We start from the raw sequence: 26652 nt of genomic DNA, 5'->3' as shown, positions 1-26652 counted from the left end.
GCGGACTTCACGTCCGACGGGCAAGAGCCTCTGAACCGGGAACACATCAGGTGTTCCTGGTGAATAGGCTCGGTTCCTGAATCCGGCTTTTCGATTCCCTTTAGCGGAGACCAGCGCTAGCCCTCCGCGCTCCCAGGGAGATACAAAAGAACCCGGTCACCCGGAGCCGTCCCCGTATACCGCCCGCAGTTCCAAGGCGTAAGCAGAGGACATACGAAGCCTCCGGGAAGAACACTAAGTCAGTGCGACAGCACCCGGTTCAGAGACTCGGCTCCTAACCCCGGCTTTTCAATTCCACTAAGCGGCTGCCAGCGCAAGCCCTCCGCCCTCCCGGGGAGACACCAAAGAACAGAAATTTACAAAAGGGAACGGTACAGCCCAATGATATCATCCAGGCTCGCTTCCTTCGGATTGCCCGGCGCGCATGCGTCCGCAACAGCGGATTCCGCCAGGAACTGAATATCCTCTTCCTTGACGATCTCTTTTAAATCTGCCGGAATCCCAACATCCAGGGACAGCTGGCGAACCGCGTCCACAGCCGCCTTACGGTACTCTTCCCGGCTCATGGACTCCGTCCCCTCCACGCCCATAGCGGCCGCGATATATTTATACTTATCACCCGTCATATCGGCGTTATACGCCATCACGGTAGGCAGCAGAATCGCATTAGCCACCCCGTGGGGAGTATCATATACAGCGCCCAGCGCATGCGCCATAGAATGCACGATTCCCAGTCCGCAGTTGGAGAATCCCATACCGGTCAGATACTGTCCCAGAGCCATTCCTTCCCGTCCTTCGGGGGTATTGTCCACAGCGCCTCTTAAATTTTTCGCTATCACCTCGATGGCTTTCAGATTAAACATGTCGGTCATCTCCCAGGCGCCTTTCGTAGTATACCCTTCGATGGCATGAGTCAGAGCATCCATACCGGTGGCCGCGGTCAGGCCCTTGGGCATGCTGGCCATCATCTCAGGATCTACGATGGCGACTACCGGGATATCATGAGTATCCACACAGACGAATTTCCGTTTTTTCTCCACATCCGTGATTACATAGTTGATCGTGACCTCAGCCGCAGTACCAGCCGTGGTGGGAACTGCGATAATCGGAATGCTTGGATTCTTCGTGGGCGCTACGCCTTCCAGGCTTCTCACGTCTTCAAACTCCGGATTTGCGATAATAATTCCGATCGCCTTGGACGTATCCATGGAGGAACCACCCCCGATGGCGATAATGTAATCCGCATTAGAAGCTTTAAACGCCGCCACCCCGGTCTGCACGTTTTCAATTGTAGGATTCGGCTTAATATTCGAATAAACTTCATAAGCCAGTCCCGCTTTATCCAGGACATCTGTCACCTTCGCCGTCACCTTGAATTTAACCAGATCCGGATCGGAACAGATAAAGGCCTTCTGAAACCCTCTGCCCGCGACCTCATGTACGATCTCCTGAATTGCTCCCGCTCCATGATAAGATGTTTCATTCAATACGATTCTGTTTGCCATATTCTCTTCTCCTTCTTGCACCTTTCCAATGACTCCCCCGGCCAGCAGGTGCCTTATAGTGTTACTGTCCGGTTTCTTATGATATAATTTTAACAATCAATAACCCCCCTGAAAAGTTACAATCCAGGATAACTGTCACATTTTTCAATATTTTCTTCCGTAATCCATTAACATCCCCCCATCCTCCCAGCTCTCACCAAAGCCGGAGCGGGCTGGCGCAAGGAGCGGGGCTTGAAGCTGCGGGGCGGCGGTTTTGCTGTGCACAGCTCCTGCCGGCTGTCCGGACCGGGCTTCCAAGTGCGGCGCCGGCCGTCTTCCCCTGTGGGAGGAGGAGGTCCGTCCATTCTGTCACATAAGGCGCCCGTGTAAAATCTTAATGAAATCCGGCTGGGCTGTTATGGGCGAACGACTGCATTCCCTGCAGTCGTTCGGTGGCTTCTGAGCTGCGAATGCATCAAGCATTCGGAGCGAATAAGCCACGCACCCATAACAGCCCAGCCGGATTTCATTTAGATTTTACCGGGTAACAGCCTTCCGTGACAGAATGGACGGACCTCCTCCTCCCACAGGGGAAGACGGCCGGCGCCGCACTTGGAAGCCCGGTCCGGACAGCCGGCAGGAACCGCGCACAGCAAAACCGCCGCCCCGCAGCTCCAAGCCCCACTCCTTGCGCCAGCCCGCTCCGGCCCCTTCAGACCAGATGGATCTCCAAAAACACCTCCCTAAGCTTCGGAGGCATGGCGTCCACCAGCGCCCGGGCCATCTCCTCCGGTGTCTCTTTCATCCCGTTCAGCACCCACTTAACCGTCATGTAAACAGATCCTCTGCAATACATTTCCAGCAGGAACATCAGATCCTCCCGCACCTGGCGGCGGGTCTTTCTCTGGATCTGCTCCCGGTAGAACTCGATAATCAACTCAAAATCATGCTCCTTTAAAGAGTTTTGATCGTCCGACCGGAACGCCTCCGTGAAGAATATCTTCTCCTGGCGGATAAATTCAAATTTGCGCACCAGCCCCTCGTATACGGTGCGGTCGGTGCCCATGCGGGCAAATGACTCCAGGACCAGCTTGTCGAAATACCAGTTGATCAGATCATATTTATCCTTAAAATTCCGATAAAAGGTCTGCCTGGTCATATGGCAGCCATCCACGATGCTCTGTACCGTAATCTTATCCACCGGGGCGGTCTTCATACACACCTTGATGGAGTCCGCCAGCCGGTATTTTGTTTTTTCTCCCTTATTCACATCCGGCATACTCTTTTCCCCTATTCCACGCTCTTCATGGATTCCACCATGTCGATCTTCTTCAGTTTAAAATGCATGGTAAAGTTTACAAACAGTGAAAACGCAAATGTAAATAGCACGCTGTAAACAAAGCTTCTGGGCTTAATCAGCCTGCCGAACATCAGCATGTCAATTTCCGCCGTTATAATGACAAACCGGTGCAGCGCAATCCCCATGAACAGGCCGATCAGCGCCCCGATCATGGTCAGCAGTATATTTTCACGCAGCATATAAGCCGATACTTCCCCGTCAAAAAAGCCCAGTACCTTCAGAGTGGCCAGCTCCCTCTTGCGCTCTGTGATATTGATATTATTCAGGTTATACAGCACGATAAAGGCCAGCATACCCGCAGAAATAACCAGCACATAGATGATGGTGTCCATGCTTTTTAACATATTGCGGATGCGGTTTTCCGTATCGCTTACGAAGCTTACCCCGCTGCACGCCTCCATATTGATATATTCTTCCTGTATCTTCTTTTGAAAGGCTTCCCCATTTTCCCGGTCAATGGTCAGGTATTCGTTGTAGACGGGCTTCTCCTGGTATAGCTTCTCATAGAGGGCCGGCGTCATGTAGACATAATGCATGAAATAGTTCTCCGCGATCTCCCCCACGGTCACTTCCACCCGGCTGGTCTCTTTGTCTTTCAGATAGATCCGATCCCCCTTCGATATGCCAAGCAGCGTGGCCGCTTTTTCCGTTAGAATCACCGTGTCGTCCGTCAGCGTATAGGGATCGCCGGTGATCCGGTCCTTCAGACGGATATAGTCCTGTAACTGGTCCGGATACTCCGGAACCACCAGATACCCGCTTCGCTCCGTTCCGTCGAATCCGATATCCACCGCCACCTCCCTGGCGGGGAGAAAACTTTTGATCCGGTCATCTGACTTTATCCTGCCGGCCAGCGCTTCCCGGGACATCGCGTCCGCATCCTCGTCAATCCCGATTGACGCGTGATAGATCCGGACGTTCTCAAACTGCAGATCCCCGATGGACATGATGGAATCCTGCAGGCCGAATCCTACCAGCAGCAGCGCCGTACAGCCTCCGATGCCCAGAACCGTCATGAAAAACCGTTTTTTATACCGGATCAGATTCCGGATGGTGGCCTTTCGGGTAAAATTCAGATGCTTCCACAGGAAAGTCACCCGCTCCAGCATAACCCGTTTTCCCGCTTTCGGTGCGGCGGGGCGCATGAGCTGGGCCGGTACCGCAAGCAATTCTTTATAGCAGGCCGCAACCACCGCGATCGTGGTGCAGAATACGGCCAGCGCCGTCGATGTGACGGAATAGTTAAAGTTCAAAGGGGTTACGATAGCCGGCAGATTATTGTACAGGATCTTATACGCGTTGATAATCACATAGGGCAGCAGCTTCTGCCCCACTACCAAGCCCAGCAGGCTGCCGAACAGACTGGCCGACAGTGCGTACCAGATATATTTTCCCGCAATGCTGGCTTTCCCATAGCCAAGGGCCTTGAGCGTGCCGATCTGGGTCCGCTCCTCCTCCACCATCCTGGTCATGGTGGTCAGGGCTACCAGGGCCGCTACCAGGAAAAAGATCGCCGGAAAGACATCTCCTATGGCTCCAATACGGTCTGAGTTCTGTCCGTATTCCACATAGGTCTGCAGATACTGCCGGTCCAGCACGAACCATTCCGGGACCTCCAGATCATCCAGCTTTTGCTGCGCATCCGCGATGTCCTGTTTGGCATCCGCGATCTTCGGTTCATTTTCCGCTCTGGCATCCTCGTACTCCTGCTGCCCATCCGCCAGTTTCTGTTCCGCGTCTGTCAGTTCCTTCCGGGCGTCTTTAAGCTTCTTCTCCCCATCCCGCAGTTCTTCTTTGGCGTCCGCGATCTTCACATCGCCGTCGTGGATCTCATCCTGCTTCTCATACAGGAGGGCTTTTGCCTCTTCGATCTGCCGCTCCGCGTCTTCTAACTCCCAGCCGCTGTCTGTGAGCTGCTGCTTCGCTGCCTCAAGCTTCGCTTCCTGCTGTGCCAGCTGGCCTTTGCCGGCTTCCAGCTGTTGTTTTCCCGCTTCCACCTGCTGTTTTCCCGCTTCCAGTTCCTGGGCTCCCTTTTGAAGCTCCGGCTCCATGGCCGCGATTCCGGTCTCCAGCTGGATCAGCTGGGCCTGCTGTTGGGGGCTTAACGGATAACCGGCGTCCGCCGCTGCTTTTAACGCAGCGTAGGCATCCTTCATCTGCTTTAACTGTTCCCGGGCCGCGTTTAAGCTCTGTTCCTGCGTGTTTAGCTGCTCTGCTGCGGCTTTTAACTGGGCTTCGGTTTCCGATAGTTTCTGCTTCGCCTCTTCCAGCTGACGCTCCCCGTCGGAGGCCTGAGTGATCCCCTCCCGCCACTTTTCCCTTCCCTCGGCCACTTTGTCCTGGTTCTCTTCCAGCTCCCGGAACCCATCGGCCAGCTGTTCTTTTCCGTCCGCCAGCTCCTGTTCTTTATCCGCCAGCTCCTGTTTGGCGTCTCTTAATTCCTGTTCCTTTTCTTCCAGGGTCTGTTTGGCATCCTCGATTTCCTGCTGCCCATCTTCGATCTTCTGTTTCGCGTCCGCAAGCTTTTGTTCCGCGTCTGCCACTTCCCCCTGCGCATCCTTGATTTTATCGCCGCCTTCTTTTTTCACCTCTTCATAGCGTGCCTGGCATCTGGCGCCGGAGATATCCTCGATCCGGGACACCAGCTTGTCGACAAAATCATCATACGCATCGGTGTAGCAGGTCAGGTCTTTCGCCCCCGCAGCCGTCAGACAAATCTCTGTGTAGGCCTTAAGCGCAAAGTCTTCCGTCGGAATCACGACAAAACCGTTCATATCCCCGCTTCCGATACTGCTGCTTCCACGCTCCAGCGAGAGATACACAGGACTGCTGCCATATCCCACGATCGTATATTCCGGGGTGTTGACGATATCGGAAAGCTCCGTGTCGTTACCGGACTGCACGGTGATCCGGTCACCGATCCGATAACCGTAGGAATCCACCAGTTTCTCGTCCACCAGGCATTCCCCGGATTTTTGCGGCAGCCTCCCCTCCTTGATCTTCATCTGATTCACCGGATCGGGCAGGGACATCAGCTTAACTACCAGCATATTGTCCTTTGACTCGCACAGGACATCTGAGGAATATACCGGCATAACATCTGCGACCCCTTCGACCTGACGGATGGCCTCCACGTCCTCATCTGTCAGCCCCAGCGTACTTATGACCCGGATATCCATCAGATTACTTTCATCGTAAAAGATGTCCGCCGAGAGGACCATATCCGGCTTCGACGCCCGGACTCCCGAGAAGAATGCCACTCCCAATGCTACGATTAACAAAATGGAGGCATACCGGTGAAAACTCTTTTTAATTTCCATGAAAAAATCTTTATGCAACGCATGTTTCTTCATCAGTCCGTCGAATAGCCTCCTTGCTTTTCGTCAGAGATTCTGCTTTTCTAACAGCTTACCGGCTGTCCGCGCTACCACTCAATGGTATCTACGGATACCGGTTCCGGATTAACGGTAATCCGGCTGACTTTCCCGTTCTTGATCTTGATCATACGGTCAGCCATAGGCGCGATGGCTGAGTTATGGGTAATCACGATGACGGTCATTCCCCGCTCCCTGCAGGTATCCTGCAAAAGCTTCAGGATCGCCTTTCCGGTCTGGTAATCCAGCGCTCCGGTCGGCTCGTCGCACAACAGCAGCTTCGGATTTTTCGCCAGAGCCCGCGCGATGGCCACCCGCTGCTGCTCGCCTCCGGATAACTGGGCCGGGAAATTCGCCAGACGCTCTCCCAGTCCCACTTCCGTCAATACCTGTTTCGCATCCAGCGGATTTTTACAGATCTGTAGAGCCAGCTCTACATTTTCCAGGGCCGTCAAGTTCTGAACCAGGTTATAGAATTGAAAGACGAAACCGATGGCTTCCCTCCGATACGCCGTCAGTTCCCTCTTCCGGTATTTGCTGACATCCTGGCCGTCCACCAGCACTTCTCCCTCATCGCAGGTGTCCATGCCGCCCAGTATATTTAACACCGTTGTCTTTCCCGCGCCGCTGGGCCCTACGATCACCACGAATTCGCCTTTCTCGATCTCAAATTCTATCCCATCCACCGCATGTATGGTTACCTCGCCCATACGATAGCTTTTCCGCACCCCTTTGAGGCTGACATATCCGCTCATTCAGACCGCTCCTTTTCTCTCTTATCATGCTCCCCTCTCCATTTACCATGACGTAAATCCGGGTATGTAGAAACACAATGCTCTTTTATACTCCGTAAGAGTCCCGCAGGATAAAACCGCACTTCCCATTTTCCCTGATTAGGGGCCAGCAGATGCTTCACAATAACCAACAGCGTGACCAGATAGCATCCATATAATATAGAAGGAATCCGAATATGGAATCCGCACCAGACTGCAAACAGCAGAAACGACAGAATAACCCTGACGTGGTGGGGCCGTACGACCAGAATCCCCGTAAACAGGATCAACAGGCACGCCAGCAGCCATACAGCATCACTGTACGAGCTGATTCCCAGCAGGACACCGAAGGTTACCGCGATTGCTTTCCCGCCTTTCCACTTATGAAATACCGGAAACGCGTGGCCTGCCACAGGAGCCGCGATCACCAGAGCGAACAGGATACTTTCAACCCCGGCCATTCTGGCCGCCATCCATACAGGCAGAAACCCCTTACCAATATCCAGAACCAGACATAGTATCCCCCAGCCGGTCCCGACATATTTAAAAACATTTCCGGCTCCCGGATTTTTGTCATCGCTGATGGTGCCGATATCGATGTTGCACAAATATTTGGAAACCAGGCTGCTAAACATCAGGCTTCCGCACAGGTATCCCAATAAAGTCCAGACAAAGTATTTCATATTTACCTCCTAACGTGCAGTTTTCTGTACATATAGGTATCCTCTTATGGTACTTCGCTTATCTCCATGATCTTTTCCACAATCCGGTCGCAGGTCCCGGGAAAAATATAAGTCCGCTGGGACTCCAGCATCTGATTGCGCGCCGATTCATTCCGGCACAGCTGTCTGGCCGCCTGAAGCTGCTCCTTGATCTTCGTGCAGGAACAGGACATCCCCCTTTGGGAAAAGAATTCCGCATTCTTAGTCTCGCAGCCCGGAATGGGGTTCGTATGCACGATCGGGATATTTTTTACCGCCGCTTCGGTGCCGGACAGACCGCCGGGTTTTGTAAACAGCACATCACAGGCGTCCATATACAGCGCCACTTGCTTGGTAAACCCGCAGATGATCACATTCTTGTGCCCCGAGAATAGAAAATTGAGCCGTCTTCTGAGCTTTTCGTTGTTCCCGCAGATAATCACCACATTTACCCGGTCCCCATAATAGCGGATCAGGTTCACGGTCAGCAGCTCCACTTTCCCAAAGCCCATACTGCCGGACATCACAAGGTAAGTCCGTTTACGGGTATCCAGATGAATATTTTCCCGGCTGTTGATAATCGTGCAGGCTTTCTCCCGGCTCATCCTGGTCCGAAACGCTTTCATAACCGGTATTCCATAGGGCAGCAGCTTCTCTTTCGGAATCCCTTTCTTTATAAACTCTTCGCACAGATCTTCATGTGGGATGACATAATAATCCAGTTCGGTCTCCTCCCAAAACGGGATACTGGTATAATCCGTACATATCGCCATCGTCTTCGCCCTCAGTCTCCCGGACCGCTTCAGTGCCGTCAGCGTTTCCGCGCAGAACAGATGCGGGGTTACCACCACGTCAAACTCTTTTTCTTCGATATAATCGCCCAGTTTCCCGCAGCATTTCCGGTTTGCCAGATAAACCGGGGACTTCACATGCATGTTATACAACAGCCGGCTCACTGCTCCGCCGATCCGGTAAATTGTATGGAAAACAAAAGGAATCCGGGTGGATTTTACGTAGGTGCCGGACACAGCCCGGTCCACCTTATCTCCCATAAGAGCCATCATATTCACAAACTCGGCCTCTATTCCCCGATCCGTCAGATTTTCATAAACCGCCCGTCCCGCCGCGTTATGACCTTCTCCTGTATTACATGATATGACTAAGACCCTCATAATTTTCTCCTCTGTTTTCTGCGGCCCTACTTCCCATTTCCAGAGCCTGGCCATGCTTGATCCACATTTTCTTTTCTATGACGATTGTACCTCTAATCCGGAATTCCGGCAACTAAAAATAAAAACCGAAAACGGAGGAAAACAGCCGAAACCCCGGAGTGGAATTCCGGGGTTTCGGCTGAATATTATATGTACAAACTAAGGGAAATAAGAGAAACGCTGATTTAACGGTCTTCATGGAACCGGAAGTTGGCATACGCGGACATTCCGTGTTCATGAAGATCCAGTCCTTCGTATTCTTCCGTCTCATTGACCCGAAGGCCGACGGTCTTTTTTAATACGAAGAAGATAATGAAAGCGAGAATCAATACATATAGCAGCACGGAACCTACGCCAATCAGCTGGGTAAGCAGGCTGCATCCGGTTCCGAAAACGCCGGTCAGGACCGTGCCGAGAAGGCCGCAGGCTCCGTGTACGCCGATCGCCCCGACGGGATCATCGACCTTTAACACCTTATCCACGAATTCGATCACCAATACCACGAATACGCCGGCGATCAGGCCGATCAGGATCGCTTCCCAGTTGGATACCACATCACAGCCCGCGGTGATCGCCACCAGGCCTGCCAAAGATCCGTTCAGCGTCATGGAAACGTCCGGTTTCCCGTATTTGATCCAGGTGAAAATCAGAGTCGCCAGAGTGGAAGCCGCTGCCGCCAGGTTCGTAGTCATGGCAATATCACCGATGGAGGTAGTAGCCGCCGTGGTCGAGCCACAGTTGAACCCAAACCAGCAGAACCAGAGGATAAATACGCCCAGCGCGCCGATGGGGATATTATGCCCCGGAATCGCATTGGGTTTGCCTTCTTTTGTGTATTTGCCGGTTCTCGGGCCTAACATCCATGCACCTACCAGGGCGCATACGCCGCCTACCATATGCACCGCGGTGGATCCGGCGAAATCATGAAAGCCCATCTGGGAAAGCCAGCCGCCGCCCCAGATCCAGTGTCCGGTTACCGGATAGATGAAAATACTGATGCATGCGCTGTAGATCAGGTAAGACACGAATTTGGTCCGCTCGGCCATTGCTCCGGATACGATCGTGGCCGCGGTGGCGCAAAAGACCGTATGGAAGAAAATAAAGGTCCCGATCGGCAGCGAGGTGACATCCTGCAGCGCGGCAGGATTGAAAAAACCGCTGGTTCCGAGCACGCCGCCCGCATCTTTTCCGAACATCAGCGCGAATCCAAGGATAAAGAAGAACAGGCTTCCGATCACAAAATCCATCATGTTTTTCATGATAATGTTTCCGGCGTTTTTCGCTCTGGTAAACCCTGTCTCCACCATGGCGAAGCCCGCCTGCATGAAATATACCAGAAACGCGCCCAGCATCGTCCACATAATATTTATTAACAGTTCAACCGATCCCAACTGATCTCCCGTAGAAGTAACTAAGTCAGATAAATTCATAATCATTCCTCCTCATATAAATGGATGCTTCTGCTCATAAAAAGGGAGATAACTGCTGTGCGCAATTATCTCCGTTGATAATCTCATGTTCCTGTATTGTATGAAAATAGTTCTTCAGATTCCGTCAAATTCTTATAATGCTTCCTGCCCATGCTCTCCGGTACGGATCCGAACTGCGTCTTCCACGTCATAGACGAATATTTTCCCGTCGCCGTAGTTGCCGGTATTGATTTCCGATACGATCTTGTCAATGATGGTCTTGGCCATTTCCTTGGGAATCACCGTCTCCACCTTCACTTTCGGCAGTAGGTTTACGTTGTATTTTGTGCCGCGATACATTTTCGTGTACCCTTTTTGATTTCCATAACCCATAATATTGCTGATCATAACGCCATTGGCTTCACACTCTTCCAGAATTTCTTTCACTGCTTCCAGCTTTTCCGGCTTGACTATAATTTCCAGTTTTCTCATAACACTACCTCCTCATGGCTGATTGGCAGAAAGGGTACCTTCTTTCCTGTGCCTAAAAGACAAGAATTATATAATCCTAAACAAAAAAAGACGCCTCTTAATTTCTTAAGAAACGCCTTCGTCTTTTAATGAATTTTATTATACACATATTTTTCCAGATGTCAAACACTTTTTTCTAGATTTTTCCTAGAATTTTCCTCCGCTGCCCCCATGGCTGTGTCCGCCGCTGCTGGTATGGACGCCGCTGCCGCCGGAACTTCCGGAGCTGCGCTCAATGTGTCTGCTCACGGTTGTAGTGCGGATGTAGCGGTCATACTGCTGCAGTACATTGGGCTGACGCCCCTTCATGTAAGTCCTGCTGTTGACCGTCATCGGGGTCTTCTGGCGGTGATACAGGATACCTGTGACTATGGCGCCGGATACCAGCCCGATTCCCAGGAAAATGAGGAGTTTTACCGCCAGGCCGTCCTGTTTGGGATCTTTCCCCATATAGTTCCCGGTCTCCGCGATAAAAGTCTCAAACGCCTCCATATATTCGGCTTTGGACAGATGGGCGGCAATATTTTCTCCCATCTTATCGGTCCGTTTTACCGGAAAATAGCGTATGGCCTCTCCTGATGTGGAGATCCACCAATCTCTGTTCCCCATATCTACCAGAAGCAGGATTCCGGTTCCATGTTCCTGCTCATAGCCAAACGCGTGTTCATCGTAGAAATCGTCCGCATAGTCCATAGGTGATTTTCCCCGGAGGCCATTCTCCGTAACGATGATGATGTCTATCCCTTTGATTTGGGCAGTCTCGACGCACTGTCCCTGCAGTCTTGCGGCTTCCTGTTCCGTTAGAAGCCCTGCGTTGTCGTATACCTTCTGCTCGTCACTGCGAAATCCGGTGGCGAATAAGAATATGGCGGTGATCATACAGATAAATGCCAGCTTTTTCTTCAATCTTTTGCCCTCCTTAAAGTAAGATCCCGATGACGGATAAAACGAGAAATACCGAAGCGGCCACTCCTGCGAACCAGGCGGCGGCCCGGCCCTTGCTCGCGGGAAGCTTTCCGACGATCTTTCCGGTTTGGCCGTTCATGGCAAACTGGTAGTTTTTGTTCTGATAGCGGTAGTTCAACATCCAGACCGGAAGCAGCACATAGTCCGCTTTCTTCTCCGCCATATTGACATTTTCCTGGAGAACATTCACGGAGGCGTAACCGCCGATCGTCTCCCGGGTGGTGGAAGCCGCGTACTGGTGAATCCTCTTTTCGATCCTGCTTTTTAACTCATCCTCGGTAAAATTATATTTTTCCGCCAGATAGCCGGAGAGATAAGGCATTTCAAACTGCTTCATGGCGCTGTAATCAAACGGCTCCAACCGGTCCATCACGTCGTCATCCATCTTTTCGGATGCGTCCGCCGGAACCTTTTCAAAAGCGGCCGCCACTTCCCGGTATACATCAAAGTGATCCGTGTGGGTATATTCCGTATCACCCCGTCGCTCCGTACGGATTCTGGTACAATCCGCCCTTAATTTTACATGGGTGTCATAATCGTATATCCAGTATGGCACATAGATGCCGCTGATTTTTTCGATGGTGCTCTGGCTGGTAAACTCCCGCGGGGTAAACTTCCCCTTCTTCGTCCAGCGCAGATAAGCTTCCTTGGCCTGCTCCCTGTTGATCTGAAAGGGAATGACATAGGCCGGCGCCAGTTCATCCGTGAGTCTGCTCTCAATAAGCGCCGTACTCCCACAGTAACTGCAGAATGTAGCGCTGGTGTGCTCATCCGTCAGAATCTCTGCGCCGCAGACCGGACAGTGGAACATCTTGAAATCATTCGTCTGGGAAGCGGATTTGCTTTCCTTTTGTTCCATCTGTTCCATCTCTTCCACTGATTTTTCTGTCCCGCAATGGACGCAGACCAGCATCTGCTTTTCACTGTCGAATTCCAGACCGGCGCCGCAGTTGGGACACTTGTATGTAATAACCATGGTTTTCCTCCCGGAGGTTTTTTTCTATTTTATCAGAAAAGACAGCCTCCTGTCTATCATTGTCAACAGAATCCGTTTCTTTTTCTTTTGGACCGGAGTTCATAGTTTATTCAAATATCATTCAAAAAAGTTTCATTTAAGTAACATGAATTCTTCATTTCTATTCCATATAATAATACTATCAAAAGAAAAAAAGTTCTGCCACATGAATAAGACGACAAGTTACAATTTGAATAAACTTTTTCATAATAAATGCCAAGCAACCCGGTTGCTTGGCATCCTCCCTTTTATAAGGGTTTTTCTGTTTTTACTGCTTATCTATTCTAAGTTTCTCCCCCGCTAACGCCGGCCCGTTATCCCGCGATCTCTTCCATCTCATCCAGAAGGCTTCCGAACAGCTTTAACGCCTCCTCCACCGGTTCCTTCGCCGTCATATCCACTCCCGCCAGTTTCAGCAGCTCGATCGGATACAGGGAGCTTCCGCTTCTTAAGAACTGACGGTATCCCTTTAATACCTCCTGATCCCCTGCCAGGATTTTCCGGCTGATCGCGATAGCGGCAGAGAAGCCGGTGGCATACTGATAGACATAGAAGGAGGTGTAAAAATGAGGAATTCTGGCCCACTCCATGGCAATCGCCTCATCCACAACAATATCAGCTCCAAAATATTTTTTATTTAACTCATAATAGATCCCGCAAAGTGTCTCCGGCGTAAGGACTTCTCCCTCCGCCTCCTTCTGATGCGTTATTTTTTCAAATTCCGCGAACATGGTCTGGCGGTACAGGGTTCCCCGGAACTGCTCCAGGAAATAATTCACCAGGTAGGCCCTCTTCTTCGGATCGCCGGTCGTCTCAAGCAAATAGTGGATCAGCAGCGATTCATTACAGGTGGAGGCCACCTCCGCCACAAAAATCTTGTAACCGGCATAGATGTAGGGCTGTGTCTCATCCGAGTACCAGGAATGCAGCGCGTGGCCCATTTCATGCGCCAGCGTAAATACGTTGTTCAGATTATCCTGATAGTTCAGCAGTACGTAGGGATGAGTTCCGTAGGCGCCCCAGGAGTAGGCTCCGCTTCTCTTTCCCTGATTCTCGTAGACATCGATCCAGCCGCCATGGTAACCTTCTTCCAACACGGCCAGGTAATCATCGCCAAGAGGCTTCAGGCCTGATGCTACGATCTCTTTGGCCTCTTCATAGGGGATTTTCATATCCACTTCTGAAATCATGGGGACATACAGATCGTACATATGAAGCTCCTCCACACCCAGCAGCCGCTTTCTAAGCCGTACATACCGGTGCAGCAGAGGCAGGTTTTCATGGACCGTTTCGATCAGCCTGTCATAGACCGCCGCCGGTATGTTGCTGCCATCCAGAGCCATTTCAAGGGACGAACTGTAATGCCTGGCCTTCGCAAAGAATATTTCCTGTTTTACATTAGCCCGATAGGCGGCGGCCAGCGTGTTGCGGAAACCGTCATAGGCCTGATACATCTTATCAAAGGCCTCTTTTCGCACCCGGCGGTCCTGACTCTCCATAAACGTAATAAAACGTCCGTGGGTCAGCTCCATTTCCTCTCCCTTTTCATTTCTTATCACGCCGAATTTCAGATCCGCGTTGTTAAACATGGTAAAAATATCGGAGGGTCCCTGGGCCACCTCCTGGGCCTGGGCCAGCAGCTCTTCCATTTCTTCTGAGAGCACATGTTTTTTCTGTCTCATTATGTCTTCCAGATAATGCCGGTATTCCTGCAGCCCTTTCGTTTCCCGCAGGAATTCTTCTATCTTCTCTTCCGGCACGGCCAACAGCTCCGGGACAAAATACGAACCGGCCGCCTCCAGTTTCATCATCAGTACAGTTGCCTTGCTGGACAGCTCCTGGTAATGGGCGTTTCCCATATCCTCATGGGATTTCTGGCTGGCATATACATATACCTGTTCCAAAAGCTTTGACATCTCATCCTGTTTTCTCAGAGCTTCCAAAAGAAGCTCTCCGCTGCCGGCCAGGCGGTTGCGATATGCCGTAATCTGCGCTTCCATTTGCGTTAGCTTCTGAAAGTCCGCCTCCCAGTCCTTTTCCGTCTTGTATAGGTCCTCCATTGCCCAGCAATAGGTTTTATCCATATCTTCTCTTCTCGGTACCGCTTTCATAATCTGCCTCCTCCGGAATTCTATCGTCTTCTTCACAGCGCCGTTTCCCGCGCTTCGTTTACACTACTTGGTATTATACCAGATTTTGGAATATATATCACGATTCCTTCCGGAAAATTAATTTGTCTTATCTATATGTTTCATAACGGGAAATTTGTTTTAATTAGAAAAAATTGTTATAGCGGAAATCAAAAAGTATGCTATAATAGGAGCTATGACATAAAATGAGCATGGAAAAGGAGACTTTATGCATAATTTTGAAATATTCTGCGATTCGTCCTGTGACACACCGACAGACCTGTTAAATCAATATAAGATCAGGAGAATACCGTTCTATGTTTCTTTTGATCAGGAACACTATGAAAAAGAAATCGAAGAACTGTCTATCTCTGACTTTTACAAGCGCCTGACTTCAGAGAAGGTTTTTCCCAAGACCTCTCTGCCTTCTGTGCAGGATTACCTGGTAAAATTCAAGGAAACATTGAAGGAAGGCAGAGAAATCTTATGTGTCTGTCTGACCTCCAAATTCAGCGGCTCTTATCAGTCGGCAGTGACGGCCCGCATGATTCTGGAGGAGGATTATCCGGAAGCGAATATCGCTGTGGTGGATTCGATGCAGGCAACCTCCTGCGAGGGCTTGACCGTACTGCAGGCCGCTTATATGAGAGAGGCCGGATATTCCCTCGATGAGACCGTGAAGAAGCTGGAACAGCTAAGGCTCTCCTCCCGCATTATGTTCACGGTGGGAACCCTGGAATATCTGCAAAAGGGCGGCCGGATCGGAAAAGTATCTTCGATAGCCGGAACTATGTTAAACCTCAAACCCCTGATTCAGTTAAAGGACGGAGAACTGATTCCCTACGGAACGATCCGGGGCAGAAATAAATCGTTGGATAAAACACTATCCATGGTGGCTGAATACTTTTCGGAGTCAGGAGCGAATTATTCGGATTATGATTTCTGTGTCACGACAGGGACTTGTGTGGAGGAAGCCGAGGCCTTTCAGAAACAGCTGGAAGATATGATCGGACGTAAGATTGATTATCCCTTATTCCAGATCGGGGTAACCATCGGTACCAATACGGGTCCTGATGCTATTGGCGCATGTTTTATTAAGAAATTCAACGTCTGAATCCCTGAATGCCGGTAAGAAATTTGTTTTTAGAGCTTCATAAAATCGCTGCTGACTTCCTCCCCACGCGGGCGGCTCTTAAGTCGGCGGCGATTTCTATTTTCAGAAAACGGCGCATACGATTACAAATAAGCAGCCGGAATGAATCATCAAATGTAAAGCCGGTTTGATTCCACATCGGTTTGATTCCACACCAGCTTGATCCACAGTTGAGACTTGACCCGGTTGATGCTAAAATGTAGGTAAGCAAGTACCGTTCTGCTGAGAAAATTTTCACCAAACAAGTACAGCAAATTTTAAGTAAAGGAGAAGATCACATGACACCCAAACAGCAATACTATGAAAAAGCCGCGGCCACCGTTATACAGAATTTTAAAAAGAGGGGAATAGAGGGGTACTACTGTCCCACATCAAAGGACGCGGTGGCAAAAGCCATGGATTTCATGGACGCCCCGTCTGTCGTCTCCTGGGGTGGTTCCATGACGCTGGAAGACTGCGGTATGATGGATGCGCTTCAGAATTCCGGCCACACGCTCCTAGACCGCCACAGCGCCGCCACTCCCGAAGAGAAGAAGGAGCTCATGTCTAAAATATATGTGTGCGACTACTTCTTCATGAGTTCCAACGCCATTACGCTGGACGGACAGCTGGTGAATATAGACGGCGCCGGCAACCGGGTTTCCTGCATGGCCTTCGGCCCGTCCAACGTCATCGTCATGGCGGGAATGAACAAACTGGTGCCCGACGTGAAAGCCGGCATGGACCGGGTCCGCAATATGGCCGCCCCGCCCAATAATATCCGCCTGGATCACAAGACCCCCTGCGCAGTTACCGGAAAGTGCGAGGATTGCCTGTCACCGGAATGTATCTGCAGCTTTATGGTTGTAACCAGACGTTCCCACATACCGGGACGGATTAAAGTTATTCTGATAGGAGAGGAATTGGGTTACTAAATCTCGCATCCTCCTCTTTGACAAAAGCTCTCGCCATTTCGATCGTGGCTGTTATCCTCTCATTGACATCGGCCGCTGTGATATCGCAGCTCCGGTCTTGGATAGCATCCACGATCATTTCCTGTATCTCAGGGTCAAAATGCACCAGATCCATATAGTGATCCAGGTCTGTAATCTCAGGAATCTCCTGCATATCGATCATCCTGACATTATCCCAGTCTGAAAAGTACTGTACAACATAACGCTTAAACCGAAGTTCCGCGTCAAAGGTTCCCTCCTCAGCCGCCTGAACCCAGTAAAGCGCAGAATACGGCGGGAATATGATCTGATATTCCTTCTCCGGCTGAAACTGCATCCGCTCCATAAACACGTCAAATCTGGATACCATCACCTCGTAGATCTCTTCCGGGCTGCTGCCCGAAGCGATCTTTGGCAGGCTCTGGTAGTAGTTCCACGTTACTTCACTGCCAAATACGGCGTCGTCCGACCAGTCGGCCAGATCATCAATCCGCGTCTTGCGATCCACTTTCTCCGGCAGCTTAAATCCCAGCTGATACATTCCGTCAATCACCACATCCAAAGGCAGAAACCGCATCCAGGTCTCATATCCCAACAGATATTTGTAATCATTCCACGGATTTTCATCGTACTGGTAGGCCGGAAAGATGACGGACTGATCGTCGTTGGTGAATTCCGCCAGATCCAGATTTAAAATAATCCTCTCCACTCCAGGGCGGTCCCGCACAATCTCATGCATCATTTCCATCTCTGTCAGATTCATGGCCCCGATGGTCGCTTTGACCGGTTCATAGCCAAGCTTATCGCGGAAAGACTGCATGCGGAAATTCTGTACCATGGATGAGCCGATGATTACCGTGTCATAGTCCTCGTGTTCCAGCACCCCTTTGGTCACATATCTGGAATTCAGCCAGTAGCGGTGATCTCCGGAACGGTAATACAAAAAGGGATCGATGAAAAATACAAAAAGCATCATGAGGACCAGCATTCCGGCAATCAGCACAAGCAGATTGCGGAACCATTTTCCTGCCGCTTTCCGGTCAACGGAACCAGTCTTCTGATCAGCACTGGAACCATTCATAGTTTCGCCGGCTGGTTCCAAAGGATCCGACGCCGTATCATAGCCCTTTTCCAGTTCCTCTTTTATATTACTGGCCTTTTTCAAAATTCCCAAACCCTTTCTATCATACAAATTACTTGTTCATGGTACTTACCCATTCGCCCCGTATATCTGTATCCACCCCAAAATAACTGTATCCGCCCGGCTAGAAGTTGAAGTAAATAAATACGCTCTCCCGGGAGAGATGGATCACGGCTATGCAGAAAGCGACGGCAATCAGCGCCATATACTTCCGATTATAGGAAAACCGTTTCATGATCTCCAAAGTATTCCTGCTTCGGAATACGATAAACAGCAGGATCAGTACCATGCCCGCTACCAGCAGCAGATTCGCCGCCATCGGGAAATTGATAATTCCGTCCGCCGCTATTTTAGACACCCCGGCCAGATTAAAAGAGGCAGGCAGGAACATCTCCCGAAGCAGCGCCAGCGCGCCGCTCAGGGAATCGGCACGGAACAGCACCCAGGCCGCATTGACAAACAAAAAGGTACCCGTTACCCGCAGGATGCGCGGCAGCTTGTCCAGCTGTTTATGAAAGATCCTTTCAAAGACGCTGACCAGCCCGTGCAATGCGCCCCAGATCACAAATGTCCAGGCGGCGCCATGCCAGAGTCCGCTCACCAAGAAGACCAGCATCAGATTGATACAGGTCCGGGGCAGGCCCTTCCGGTTTCCTCCCAGCGGAATATAGACATACGTAGACAACGCCCGTCCAAGCGTGATATGCCAGCGCTTCCAGAATTCCGTCACACTGGCCGATTTATAAGGAGAGTTGAAGTTGACCGGCAGATGAATATTAAACATACGCCCGATTCCGACCGCCATATCCGAATAGCCTGAGAAATCGAAATAGATCTGCAAGGTATAAGAAAGGGCTGTCAGCCACGCCGGAAGAAATCCCAATCCGGCCGGCGAACCAAACCCATTTCCCACAAACACGTTCAGCGTATCCGCCAGAACCGCTTTCTTAAACATTCCCAACGCAAAAATCCCAAACCCCGTGGCCATATTTTCATAATTCATATGCCGGCGTTTTTCCTCTTGAAACTGAGGCATCATTTCCTTGTACAGTACAATCGGACCGGCAACCAGCTGAGGGAAAAAGGTGACAAACAGACAGTAATCGATAAAATGACCGATCTGCTCTTCTTTTTTATAGACACTGACCAAAAAGGAAAGCTGCTGGAACGTAAAGAAGCTGATCCCCAACGGAAGCAGTATATGTTTCAAGGCATAATCCGTCCGGAAAACAGCATTGATATTTTCCACGAAGAAATCATAGTATTTAAAATAGCCAAGCAGCCCCACGTTCACTAAAATCCCCAGAACAAACAGCGGCAGACGCATCCGCTCCACCCTCTGCATCGACACCGCGATCCCGTAGTTCACAACAATGGAAGACAAAATAATCCACAGATAGCTCACATTAAAATATCCATAGAAAAACAACGAAGCCAACACCAAAAACAGGTGTTGGATACGTATGGTACTTATTTTTCCCAAAAGGAAATATACGGCTGCCACTACCGGCAGAAAGACAAAAACAAATTCATAGGATGCAAAAACCATAGTTGTTCTCCGTTACGTATATTCCGCCACACATGCGTCTCCCTGCGCACATAGACGGACCAATTGTATTTTATGCCCGATATGCTAAGCCAGGAAGATAAAGTACGCGCCCAGGACAACTCCCAGCACAATCCGGTACCATCCAAAGGCTTTAAAATCATGTTTGCGGATATATCCCATTAAAAATTTAATGGCAAGAATGGATACGGCAAAAGCGGTAATCATACCTGCCGCCAGCACAGCGATCTCCAGTCCCGTAAAATCAAACCCGAACTTTAATAATTTCAGCAGGCTGGCTCCAAACATGACCGGAATGGCCAGGAAAAAAGAAAATTCCGCCGATACCGCCCGGGAACAGCCAAGCAGCATGGCTCCCAGAATCGTAGCCCCCGACCGGGACGTGCCGGGAATCAGGGCTAATACCTGGAACGCGCCGATCAGGAGGGCCGTCCGATAGCTCACATCCGAAAAACGGTTGATCGGAAACATTTTGGTACGGTTTCTGTTTTCCAGGAGGATAAAAAGAATCCCATAGACGATCAGCGTCACGATGATCGTCTGGTAATTATAAAACAGATCGTCCAGCTGCTGCTCAAAGGGTACGCCGATCAGGGCCGCCGGTATGACCGCCACAATTACCTTCAACCACAAAGAGACCGTATCCATTTTCACACGGTAACATCCGTTTACCTTACCGACCGGAAACAATTTTTTAAAATAGAGTACGATAACCGCCAGTATCGCTCCCAGCTGAATGACCACATTGAACATTTCCATAAACGCATCCGACATCTGTATCCTGATGAACTGGTCCGCCAGAATCAAATGCCCCGTACTGCTGATCGGAAGCCATTCCGTGATACCTTCGATAATTCCCAATATAATTGCTTTTATAATGTCTAACATCCTGTGATCCTTTCCTGGTTGTCCTTATGAAAATCATCCTCTCCCGCTTCCGGGGACCGACTCACGCTTTTCTCCTGCACAGGGTAGAGAGCACCGCCAGCGCGGAGCCCACAAATATAAACAGATCGGCCAGATTAAATACTACCTTACTCAATCTTTTCCATTTTACCTGAAAGCTGAAATAGTCTACCACATATTTCCTGACCAGGCGGTCATAAAGATTGCTGAGCGCGCCGCCGGCTAATAAACTTAACGCAAGCTTCAGGCCGTGATAACCCTTTTGAAAGAGCAGGCCAATATAAAAGAGCAGAACTGCCAGCGTACAGCCGGCAGATAAGCCCACCACAATATTTCTCTTTTTGTCCAGCAGATTCAGACATAAGCCCCGGTTATATACCTTCTGCAGGATCACTTTTCCTCCCAGAATCTCCTGGGTGTCTCCCGGCTGCTTAGTCTTTTCGATATAAGCTTTTACCGCCAGATCCAACACCAGAATTCCGGCCGTGATTATCAGATAAATCATCTCTATTCTCCTTCGTGACTTCAAAGATTTTGAAAAGTCCCATACAGATCCAGCGCCCCGTAACCCCAGGATTGGTTGGGATAGGTCAGATTCGGCTTTCTGCTGGTTCCCCTGATCAGATAATTCTTCAGCTGTACGGGAGTAATTGCCACATCATTGCCTTCAACCGCCGTCCATTGCAGCAGCAACGCCACCGCTCCCGCGGTCAGCGCTGCGGACACACTGGAACCGGTCCTGTTCCCGAACTGGTTCGCGGGCAGCCCGCTGTACACATTCACTCCCGGCGCCGCAAACTCCGGTTTCACAATATTATCTCTCGCGAAACCGCGCCCTGAGTCCAGATAGATACTGCCGTTGCTGTCATTGTAAGTGCCTACGCTGATGGCGCTGGTCACCGCCGATGGCTCAGTTAGGGTCATATCCGGTTCCGGCCGCAGAAAAACTACGTCTGTCACCGTAAATCCCCGAACCGGCAGCCACATATTGTAGATGCCTCTGCTTACATTGTTCCCAAACACGCGGATCGTCCAAATCCCCTGTATCGGAGTTTCAAAACGCATAAATATGATCTGGGAACCCGAGATCTCTGATGCCGCCCGGTAATCGATGTATACAGTCGTTCCTGAGAATACCATATTGTACACTTCGCTGAATCCGATGCGGTTCATTGTACGGGGCACCGATTCCCCCGTAGGGGATATGATGGAAACGGAGAATATGTCGGGGATCTGTCCCCACAATTCCAGAGTGAAGCCCAGTTCACCGGCTCCCACCCGCACTTCCGCATCCTGATATTCCAGGCTCTGTTCCAGCTTTCCCGCAAAATGATGCCCCTGATTTCCTTCGTTACCGGTCCCGATCACCATGGCCCGGCCCCGGCCGCCGATTGTGTCGGTTATATACAGGCCCAGCGGAGAACTGCCTCCGTGGTCGCCCTGATTTGTGCCAAGGCCTATACAGAAAATCACCGGCCTGTTGTACTGCGCTGCTATCTCGCCGATAAACCGGATTCCAAACATGATATCATTTTCCTGATATACTTTCGCGTCGGGATTAATAAAATAAAACTGCCTTAAGTATTCCTTCGCTTCCTTTAACTTTACCACTACCAGATCCGCTTCCGGGGCCGCCCCGGTGAAATTCTGCTCCGGATTCCGGCCGCCCGCGGCGACCGAGGCCATCATCGTGCCATGACCCTCTTCATCCCTGCTGGGCACCAGTTCGTAAGGATCCGGCAGCTGCAGAGCCTCGTCTATCCTTTCTTTCCGGTACACACTTCCGTAATTAATATTTTCCGGCATCTGTCCCGTCTGATCCGTCTGATCCCAGATAGCCAGTATCCGGCTGCTCCCATCCGGATTCCGAAAAATTTCATTCTGATAATCAATCCCGGTATCGATAAATCCTATAATCACCCCTTTACCGGTGAGGTTCAGGGTAGGCTGATTCTGAATCTGAGTAATCCCGCTGGCGTCTAACGCCGCTGTATCCAGCAGCGTATAGCAGTTAGGGATCGCCGTATACGTATAATTTCCCACCGACAGAGGAAGCATTCTGGAGCGGTCCGCATACATGGTGACAAACTGCCGGTTTACAATCTGTACGCAGTAACGGCCATATAATTCCTGTATATCCTGGTATACAACATCCGTATTAAAGATAAAATCCGCATAATCGTTGGAGATAATCCGGCGGCGGCACTCTTCCGGTTCAGGCAGGCCGTTTGGTGTCTGGCTGGCCTGTATCTCCTCCACAAATTCCTGCATATCTTCTGGCATGAGATTCCTCTCAATCTTTTTTAATACTATATGCAGTATTGGTATATTTCAGACATGATCGGAATATTCCGCCGGCCTTTACGCCTGCTCCGCAATCCGGGGAATATTTCCCCGAAGCTCAATGATGGGACCGCCCGTATGGTTGATGTATTCCTGCGTTATCGTCACCCTGCCGATATTATCATCCTTCGGAATCTCATACATAATATCCAGCATAAATTCTTCGATGATAGCCCGCAGCGCCCTGGCCCCGGTTTTCTTCTCCAACGCCTTCCTGGCTATGGCCTCCAGCGCTCCGTCATCGAATTCAAGCTTCACCTCGTCCAGCTCCAAAAGCTTCTGATATTGTTTCAAAATCGCGTTCTTCGGTTCTTTTAATATCTTAACCAGCATATCCTCGGTCAAACCATCCAGCGTGAAAATAACCGGAAGCCGGCCGATAAACTCCGGTATCATGCCAAAATGCCGGATATCCTCAACGGTAACCTTGTGAAGCAGCGTCGGGTCATCGTCGTATTTGTCCTTTAAATCTGCCTGGAATCCGATGGAGGACTGCTTGTTCAAACGCTCCTTAATGATATTCTCCAGGTCCGGAAACGCTCCGCCGCAGATAAACAGAATATTCTTTGTATTGACCGTGGTAAGCGGCACCATGGCGTTCTTGCTGTTTGCCCCGACCGGCACCTCCACGTCACTGCCTTCCAGCAGCCGCAGCAGCCCCTGCTGTACGGATTCGCCGCTGACATCCCGCTGGGTCGTGTTCTTTTTCTTCGCTATTTTATCAATCTCATCAATAAAGATGATCCCCCGCTCCGCTTTTTCCACATCATTATCCGCAGCGGCCAGCAGTTTGGAGACTACGCTTTCGATGTCGTCCCCGATATACCCCGCCTCCGTAAGTGACGTGGCGTCCGCAATCGCCAACGGCACATCCAGAAGTCTGGCCAGAGTGCGGACCAGATACGTCTTGCCGCATCCTGTCGGGCCGATCATCAGCATGTTGGACTTTTCGATCTCTATATCATCCATCGTGCCGGTGGCCACACGCTTATAATGGTTATATACGGCGACCGACACCACTTTCTTCGCCTGCTCCTGTCCGATGATATACTCATCCAGACTGGCTTTGATCTTATGCGGAGCCGGAATACTGCGGATATCCAGAGCCGGCTTGTCCTGCTCGTCCTTTGGCTTTTTCTTTTTGACCTTCTGCGGTTTCGGCATCATATTCTGCAGATCCGCCAGATTGATCATACTGATATAGGGCATAGAGCCTTGATTCTGGCTGTCGGAGTTCTTCTTCCGGGCATCCGTCTCCCCGGTCCCGTCCTGCTCTTGTTTCTCATCCTGGGATTCGCCGTCCGGCTTTTTCTGATTCGGCAGAACGCTGTTCGGATTCATAAAATCAAAAGTCTTAAACCCGCTGTTTTCCACCATGTCAAATGTCTTCTGCATACAGTCCGGGCAGATGCAGATATCATTGGGCAGATGAATCATCTTGCCGGTCTGGCTCTCCGGACGGCGGCACAGAAAGCAAACGCTCTCGTACTCGTCATCCTTTTTCTTATCTTCTGTTACAATATTTTTTTTATCATCAAGCTTTTCATCTGATAATTTATCATCATCAAATGCCATATCTGACCACCTCTTTTATATTCATTGTAAATCGATTCATTCTTCATTATAGACTACCATATGTGCGGTTACAAGTAAACTTTTTATAAACTGGGAACCCATAATCTGAGAACGCATATCCGGAAACACATACCAAACCTGAAAAGAACCTTCCCATGATCAGGGAAGGTTCTTCTTCATATCGGCATTAACAACTACCGGTTCGTATTCACATTGTTCTCCGCCGGCTTCTCGCCCAGCGTGACACTGACGGTGCGTTCCACATATTCTCCGTTGTTGGCGGATTGTACCACCACATCAACGGTTTCCCCTTTTTTGTAGTATTCCAGAGTGCTGGAAAGGCTTTCCATGGAGGTTACCGGGAGGCCATCGAATTTGGTGATAATATCGCCCTTGCGGATTCCTGCATTTGCCGCCGCGGAATCGTCGTAAACCTGTACTACAAAGGCTCCCTGAGGCATTGCGTAGCTGTTGGAAACCTCATTTGTTACGTTCAGGCCGGATATGCCCAGATATCCTCTTTCGTTTTCATCCACTACGGATCTGGTCTCACGGTTCATCAGGGTATCGATAATATCGGATACATTGCTGATGGGGATCGCATAACCCATTCCTTCTATTTTGTCGCTGGCCAGTTTCATTACGTTGATACCGATTACCTGGCCTTTGGTATTCAGGAGGGCGCCGCCGCTGTTGCCGGGGTTAATGGCGGCATCCGTCTGGATCAGGGTGCTGTTGTAGCCTTCCACCTGTCTGTCCAGAGCGCTGATGACACCGGTGGTTACGGACTGGCCGTATCCAAGAGCATTGCCGATTGCGATAGCGGCTTCCCCTACTTTCAGCGCATTGGAATCGCCCAGAGCGGCTGTCTTGATACCGGACTTTGTTTCATCACTGATAGAATCCAGTTTGACCGCTACCACCGCCAGATCCGCGTTGGGATCCGCGCCCTTTACATAAGCTTCGTATACGGAATTATCCGCGAATGCCACGCTTAATTCCTGAGAATCGGCGATTACATGGTTATTTGTTACGATTAATAACTCGTCATCGTTCTGGCCTATGATGATTCCGGAACCAGAACTCTGGGTCGTATATTGCTGGGTGCCGAAGAAGGTCTGTACCTCCTGCACTCCCGCGTTAGTGATAGATACAACCGATGGCATGACGGCTTCTACCACATCGGATACATCATTGACTACAACATTGGAGGAACCGTCGTTGGTATTCACCGCCGGTATTAGTTCCTTCTGCTCTTCCTGCTGCTTTTCATCCGGCTTCGGCGTGGCGCTGGCTTCCTGTTTTGGGGAAGCATCTCTTAAGCCTCCGGCGTAGAATCCCACCCCGCCGACCAGGACGATGACCAGCAGGCCGGCAACAACCTTTGCCACTTTTCTTCCGGTGCCTTTTTTCTTCTTTTCCGTTTTCTTCTTCGGGGAATCCCCGGAGATGTGGTAGGACGTATATGCGCTGTTTTGATATCCGGCATTGCTATGAGCCTCCTGCTCCCCGGAACCGCCGCTCTGGAAGCTTCCCGTGTAATAGCCGCTTTGATAATCAGCCCCGCTGTTCTGCGTATACATAGTCTGCCGTCCATACGCCCCGCTTCCCTGATGCTCATTATTTGTTGTGTTATTCATATCAGAACCGGTTGTGGGATATCCATTATAACCGTTATTACCATATTCTTCACTCATAATAAAATCTCCTTCCTTTGTTATAATATCTTTTCGATTTCCTATAGTGTAACAAGGAATTGTGTTTAAAATGTGATTAAAAGTTTAAAAATTTGTGCAGTTGGAAATTTTATTAAACGCCGTGAATTACCGCGGACAAACAACGGCAGATCCGGCGGAGAGAATCAGGGGCCCGGTGCTACGCTCCGAGGTTCTTCCTCGGGTTTGGGTATGCCCGCTGCTTAAGGGGCGGTGTGTGTCGGTGTCCTGGAATGCTCCGGGCAGCCGGATTCTTTTGTGTCTCCCCTGGAGCGCATAGGGCGGCTGAGCTCCCGCTTAGTGGAATCGGAAAGCCGGGTTCAGGATGACCGGCGGACTTCACGTCCGACGGGCAAGAGCCTCTGAA

The 26652-nt window shown here is 50.4% G+C and carries 20 protein-coding genes; 2 read left to right on the top strand and 18 right to left on the bottom strand.

Annotation, left to right across the window (positions count from 1 at the left end; translation table 11 throughout):
- Window positions 1–356 precede the first annotated feature (356 nt).
- From fucO to pepF, 11 genes are all read right to left on the bottom strand, one after another.
- The gene (gene fucO, locus KTH89_RS23090; protein WP_158342622.1) at window positions 357–1505 is read right to left on the bottom strand and encodes a lactaldehyde reductase; all 1149 of its coding nucleotides are present in this window, start codon (window positions 1503–1505) and stop codon (window positions 357–359) included.
- 691 nt (window positions 1506–2196) lie between these two features.
- The gene (locus KTH89_RS23085) at window positions 2197–2763 is read right to left on the bottom strand and encodes a TetR/AcrR family transcriptional regulator C-terminal domain-containing protein (protein ID WP_158342623.1); all 567 of its coding nucleotides are present in this window, start codon (window positions 2761–2763) and stop codon (window positions 2197–2199) included.
- A gap of 11 nt (window positions 2764–2774) precedes the next feature.
- Window positions 2775–6164 (bottom strand): FtsX-like permease family protein, encoded by a 3390-nt coding sequence (locus tag KTH89_RS23080; protein WP_238723266.1) that lies wholly within the window; start codon window positions 6162–6164, stop codon window positions 2775–2777.
- A 104-nt stretch (window positions 6165–6268) separates the two neighbouring features.
- Window positions 6269–6973, bottom strand: a complete 705-nt coding sequence (locus tag KTH89_RS23075) for an ABC transporter ATP-binding protein (protein ID WP_158342624.1) — start codon at window positions 6971–6973, stop codon at window positions 6269–6271.
- Window positions 6970–7674, bottom strand: a complete 705-nt coding sequence (locus KTH89_RS23070) for a glycerol-3-phosphate acyltransferase (RefSeq protein ID WP_158342625.1) — start codon at window positions 7672–7674, stop codon at window positions 6970–6972. The genes KTH89_RS23075 and KTH89_RS23070 overlap by 4 nt, the downstream gene beginning before the upstream one ends.
- A gap of 44 nt (window positions 7675–7718) precedes the next feature.
- Complete coding sequence (locus tag KTH89_RS23065; protein ID WP_238723265.1) at window positions 7719–8864, bottom strand: MGDG synthase family glycosyltransferase; 1146 nt, start codon at window positions 8862–8864, stop codon at window positions 7719–7721.
- Between the two features lie 224 nt (window positions 8865–9088).
- Complete coding sequence (locus KTH89_RS23060; RefSeq protein WP_238723264.1) at window positions 9089–10333, bottom strand: ammonium transporter; 1245 nt, start codon at window positions 10331–10333, stop codon at window positions 9089–9091.
- 132 nt (window positions 10334–10465) lie between these two features.
- The gene (locus KTH89_RS23055; RefSeq protein ID WP_158342628.1) at window positions 10466–10804 is read right to left on the bottom strand and encodes a P-II family nitrogen regulator; all 339 of its coding nucleotides are present in this window, start codon (window positions 10802–10804) and stop codon (window positions 10466–10468) included.
- Between the two features lie 186 nt (window positions 10805–10990).
- Window positions 10991–11749 carry a TPM domain-containing protein gene (locus tag KTH89_RS23050; RefSeq protein ID WP_158342629.1) on the bottom strand — a complete coding sequence of 253 codons (759 nt, stop codon included), beginning with the start codon at window positions 11747–11749 and terminating at the stop codon, window positions 10991–10993.
- Window positions 11750–11762: 13 nt separating this feature from the next.
- Window positions 11763–12785: a zinc ribbon domain-containing protein gene (locus KTH89_RS23045; RefSeq protein WP_158342630.1), complete on the bottom strand. Its 1023-nt coding sequence runs from the start codon at window positions 12783–12785 to the stop codon at window positions 11763–11765.
- Between the two features lie 353 nt (window positions 12786–13138).
- Window positions 13139–14935, bottom strand: a complete 1797-nt coding sequence (pepF, locus tag KTH89_RS23040) for an oligoendopeptidase F (RefSeq protein ID WP_158342631.1) — start codon at window positions 14933–14935, stop codon at window positions 13139–13141.
- 247 nt (window positions 14936–15182) lie between these two features.
- Between pepF and KTH89_RS23035 the strand changes: the two genes are divergently transcribed.
- Both KTH89_RS23035 and KTH89_RS23030 read left to right on the top strand, forming a co-directional pair.
- Window positions 15183–16067, top strand: a complete 885-nt coding sequence (locus KTH89_RS23035; RefSeq protein WP_158342632.1) for a DegV family protein — start codon at window positions 15183–15185, stop codon at window positions 16065–16067.
- A gap of 317 nt (window positions 16068–16384) precedes the next feature.
- Window positions 16385–17020: a lactate utilization protein gene (locus KTH89_RS23030; RefSeq protein ID WP_158342633.1), complete on the top strand. Its 636-nt coding sequence runs from the start codon at window positions 16385–16387 to the stop codon at window positions 17018–17020.
- Here KTH89_RS23030 and KTH89_RS23025 read toward each other — a convergent pair.
- The 7 genes from KTH89_RS23025 to KTH89_RS22995 all read right to left on the bottom strand — a co-directional run bounded on the left by KTH89_RS23025 (window position 16989) and on the right by KTH89_RS22995 (window position 26267).
- Complete coding sequence (locus tag KTH89_RS23025) at window positions 16989–18203, bottom strand: hypothetical protein (protein WP_238723263.1); 1215 nt, start codon at window positions 18201–18203, stop codon at window positions 16989–16991. The two genes, KTH89_RS23030 and KTH89_RS23025, sit on opposite strands and share 32 nt — an antisense overlap.
- 100 nt (window positions 18204–18303) lie before the next feature.
- The gene (locus tag KTH89_RS23020; protein ID WP_158342635.1) at window positions 18304–19728 is read right to left on the bottom strand and encodes an MBOAT family O-acyltransferase; all 1425 of its coding nucleotides are present in this window, start codon (window positions 19726–19728) and stop codon (window positions 18304–18306) included.
- An 84-nt stretch (window positions 19729–19812) separates the two neighbouring features.
- Entirely contained in the window at window positions 19813–20634 is an 822-nt protein-coding gene (locus tag KTH89_RS23015; protein ID WP_158342636.1) for an undecaprenyl-diphosphate phosphatase, read from the bottom strand.
- A gap of 61 nt (window positions 20635–20695) precedes the next feature.
- On the bottom strand, window positions 20696–21157 hold the full coding sequence (locus tag KTH89_RS23010) for a signal peptidase II (RefSeq protein WP_158342637.1): 462 nt from the start codon (window positions 21155–21157) through the stop codon (window positions 20696–20698).
- 20 nt (window positions 21158–21177) lie between these two features.
- Complete coding sequence (locus tag KTH89_RS23005; RefSeq protein ID WP_238723262.1) at window positions 21178–22935, bottom strand: S8 family peptidase; 1758 nt, start codon at window positions 22933–22935, stop codon at window positions 21178–21180.
- A gap of 78 nt (window positions 22936–23013) precedes the next feature.
- Entirely contained in the window at window positions 23014–24570 is a 1557-nt protein-coding gene (gene clpX, locus KTH89_RS23000; protein ID WP_238723261.1) for an ATP-dependent Clp protease ATP-binding subunit ClpX, read from the bottom strand.
- A 194-nt stretch (window positions 24571–24764) separates the two neighbouring features.
- Window positions 24765–26267, bottom strand: a complete 1503-nt coding sequence (locus tag KTH89_RS22995; protein ID WP_158342639.1) for a S1C family serine protease — start codon at window positions 26265–26267, stop codon at window positions 24765–24767.
- Window positions 26268–26652 lie beyond the last annotated feature (385 nt).

The organism is Diplocloster agilis (assembly GCF_019042275.1).
GTDB classification, from domain to species: domain Bacteria; phylum Bacillota; class Clostridia; order Lachnospirales; family Lachnospiraceae; genus Diplocloster; species Diplocloster agilis.
The sequence above is the reverse complement of the archived record's forward strand: the minus strand, read 5'-3'. Positions and strand labels throughout refer to the sequence as shown.